The following is a 3292-nucleotide window of genomic DNA, read 5'->3' on the forward strand; positions in this document are numbered from 1 at the left end:
AAGTGAAAACGATCATCTGGAAATCCAAAATGGTGATTGTCAAAGCGATCGTGGACATGAAGTCCCGGTAGATGGTGGCGGCGATCGTAGTCACGCGCGACCACAGAAATTTGACTGAGAGGGAAGCCTGCATCTCTTAAGTCGTTTAGTGCAGCTTCTGCCTCTGGACGATGGGAAAATACCCCAATTGCCCGATGATGCCGGCCCAGAGGACGCTCGGCATTGGGATGATCGTAGACGCCCCAATCCTCAATCCCGCGATGGTGAAGGATGGCTTCGGCATGACGAATCTCATCGTCCGTGCCTTCAACGATGATCAGATAATGTCCTCGTGCAATTCGGTCGTGATAAGCTCTAGCTCGCTCTTCAGGAATCCCTAAACCGACCAATGCGCCCAGCAGACCCCCGGTAACGGCTCCGATTGCACCGCCTGCCAAGGTCGTTGCGATCGCGGTTGCCGCAGCTCCGGCAAGCATAACTGGGCCTATCCCCGGAATCGCTAAGGTACCTAATCCGACTAATAAGCCAGTGAGTCCGCCCAATGTCCCACCAGCGATCGCACCCGTTGTAGCGCCTTCATCAGCTTTATTACCTTCGCTGCGGTCGCGAACATCATCACGAACATCAGCACCAGCAATATTATCCCGACTATCTGCATCTTGCGTGATTACAGAAACTTTATCCATCGGGAAATTAGAATCTCTAAGTTCCCGAAGTGCTAATTCTGCATCTTGACGTTTTGAAAAAACACCTACGGCTCTCCTGTCCTGTCTTAAAGCCATTTTGTCTTCTCTCCTAAGAAAGATTATTATTAAATTCCAGCACCTTAAATGCTTGTGTTATTCCGTGCTGATAAATCTATTCAGTCATTTTTCGATAAAAGAGTCATCAATCCCTAGAAATAACCTTTATTTCTATCAGTAGGATGGTGAATAATTTGGCTTTTTATAATAAAGATTATTTTTCTCACATTTTTAATATTGCTTAATATAAATTATACCTATTAATATAGCTTTGGCAAAAGCTACCATATATATTTTTACTTTTACATTTTAGGCTCATATTAAAAAGTAAATTGAATGAATGCGAGAATTATTGTCTTGAGTTAAACATAGCTTATACCAAGTTGCGTTCTAATCCGTAACCTTGATAAAGGGGGTGGGGAGTAGGGAGTAGGGAGTGAAAATTTCTTGCGTTACATCATTGACGACAACTTTGTATTAATCGATACAAACAGTACAAAGAGTCAGGTGTCAACTATAAAATTAAGGGGAGAAGCGAATATTTTTTGGCCTACTCCCCTTAAAATCACCGAAATAAATTGTCTTCCTATTGATTTTTCAAGCAATTGGAGGATTCCAAGTTTCACTGAGCTGAGCTGGAATTCTTAGGCTGTGTCTGATTTTGACTTTGTCCTGTTGAAGTTTCATTGGTCGTGTCTGATGATTCCGTTTTAGTCCTAGCACTAGGAATGTCGGTTCGGGATGGAGTTTGTGAGGATTGATTCGTTTTGTTTGGTTCTGTAGTTGTGGAAGGACTCGTTGAACTATTGGGTTGGATAGAACGCGGATTCGTGATTAGCGGCTGATTCTGGGTTGGCGTAGGTGTAGTTGGAGATGATGTGTTTTGTGGAGAGGATGCTGGTTGTTGCCCAGAATTAGGAACAATTATCTTAATATCTGGCTGCCTTTGTTGAGAACCTGCCGCAGGTTGTTGGTTAGTAGAGGGAGCTGATTGAGTTCTTTCAGTTGTTTTTTCAATAATTTTTGTTTCTCTGTTTTGTTGTTGAGGAGTGCTGGGTACAGGCACGAGTACGGGTGTTGGTGACTCCTCTCTTTGGTTAAAGTAGAATATTGCACCAACAACTAAGCCTACTAAAGAAGTGAGAAGAAAACCTAGTATCAATCCACGAGCGGCACTATTTTCAGCACGAACGTCCTGGTGTTCGTTTTCAACGCTGCGTTCGGCAGCGCGACCATGAACATAACCATCTTCGTAGGAAACAGACTCAGGATTAACGCTTTCCACATGTGTATTAAGGTTGCGCCCATTCTGCAAATGGGTGCTTGAATTTTGAGCCGTATGGTTGTGCTGATTTTCCATTTTTTTGCTTAAAATAAGTATTGGTGAGAAATTAAAATTTGGTAAATGTCAAAACTATTCTCCAAAAAGTAGAAGCCAAAAGTTAATCAACATAGATGGGAGTTTCTCAGCTTATGGTATTGGCAGCCCACAGAGAGTCTCAGCCTTTTCGAGCTTAAGCCTTGCTGATAGAGTTATGGGCTCGGATACAGGTTCAGCTAGTGCTTGCTGCTGAGGGAGTACCACTCCTGCCTTCGTATGTCTTTAGGGCTGTTGAGACGAATTAGTGGTAGAAATAGGAGCCCTTTGTCCTGGTGATGTAGAGTTCCCACCGGAGTGACTGACTAAAAAGATACTGCCTCCCAGAAAACCTGCGATCGCCGTGATCGCAATCCCTATGAGCAAGCCATTAACCCCATTCGTATTCTCACGAATACTACGGTTTTCCTGCTGGATATCCTGCTCATCGGTTCGACCGTGAATATAACCATCACGGTACGCGAGTCTATTCAGTCTGCCCATACCATTCTTCTGATGCTCCGGTATCTGAGTTTTATCTGTGTTCATGGGATTAAACCTCGTTCTTGAAGGAACTTTTTTGGCTTTTTTGGAGAGTGGAACCCTGCTCAGTTTGACTCAACCTGCTAGTCAGCAGCTTTCTTCAGTTCTTGAGAGATATAAGGATTGAACTTTTTTGCCCTGTAAAGCCAAGATATCCCTTTCAAGTACACGAATTGCTCTATCTTGAAAAAGATTGTTGCCTCCCTCAAAAGATTGACTTTTTTCTGAAGTTTTGAGCCTGATACCAACTTGCAGTCCAACCAATACAGTTGAAAACTGCATCAGAAAAGCGTCCAATGAACGAATCGACGCATCTCGGCAAATCGCCCAAACCCTATATTTTTCGTTGAGATGCGTCGATGCCTTACAGGACAAGACTTTGAGGGCTGTGTTTGGCTCAATTTTTAGGAGGATATGGTAAGATTTTCAGAGATGCGTCGATTTGGTGGCTGAAACCCATACTGGGTAAAGCTCCCTGAACGAACTCTTCCCACTCGCTGGGAAAACAACTTGAATGGAAACCAAAGTCTTTCCGCGCAATGTCCCCATGGACATGCTTCCCACTCGCTGGGAAAACAACTTGAATGGAAACAATCATGGAACAATCCTAATGTGTACCCAAATAAAACTTCCCACTCGCTGGGAAAAC

4 protein-coding genes are annotated in these 3292 nt (G+C 43.7%); all 4 read right to left on the reverse strand.

The window, feature by feature from the left end; genetic code table 11:
• On the reverse strand, positions 1 to 782 hold a 782-nt coding region (locus V6C93_RS30700), incomplete at its 3' end, for a general stress protein (protein WP_333480475.1).
• Positions 783 to 1365: 583 nt separating this feature from the next.
• The gene (locus V6C93_RS30705; RefSeq protein WP_333480476.1) at positions 1366 to 2103 is read right to left on the reverse strand and encodes a hypothetical protein; all 738 of its coding nucleotides are present in this window, start codon (positions 2101 to 2103) and stop codon (positions 1366 to 1368) included.
• 243 nt (positions 2104 to 2346) lie between these two features.
• Complete coding sequence (locus V6C93_RS30710) at positions 2347 to 2649, reverse strand: hypothetical protein (protein ID WP_333480477.1); 303 nt, start codon at positions 2647 to 2649, stop codon at positions 2347 to 2349.
• Between the two features lie 81 nt (positions 2650 to 2730).
• Positions 2731 to 2925, reverse strand: a complete 195-nt coding sequence (locus tag V6C93_RS30715; protein ID WP_333480478.1) for a hypothetical protein — start codon at positions 2923 to 2925, stop codon at positions 2731 to 2733.
• Positions 2926 to 3292 lie beyond the last annotated feature (367 nt).

The sequence above is a fragment of the Allocoleopsis sp. genome (assembly GCF_036703385.1).
In the GTDB taxonomy this organism is placed as follows: Bacteria; Cyanobacteriota; Cyanobacteriia; order Cyanobacteriales; family Coleofasciculaceae; genus Allocoleopsis.

What these genes read in the sequence shown, in the direction of transcription:
- V6C93_RS30705 (WP_333480476.1), bottom strand. Translation starts at nt 2,103, where the DNA reads ATGGAAAATCAGCACAACCATACGGCTCAAAATTCAAGCACCCATTTG.
- V6C93_RS30710 (WP_333480477.1), bottom strand. Translation starts at nt 2,649, where the DNA reads ATGAACACAGATAAAACTCAGATACCGGAGCATCAGAAGAATGGTATG.
- V6C93_RS30715 (WP_333480478.1), bottom strand. Translation starts at nt 2,925, where the DNA reads ATGCAGTTTTCAACTGTATTGGTTGGACTGCAAGTTGGTATCAGGCTC.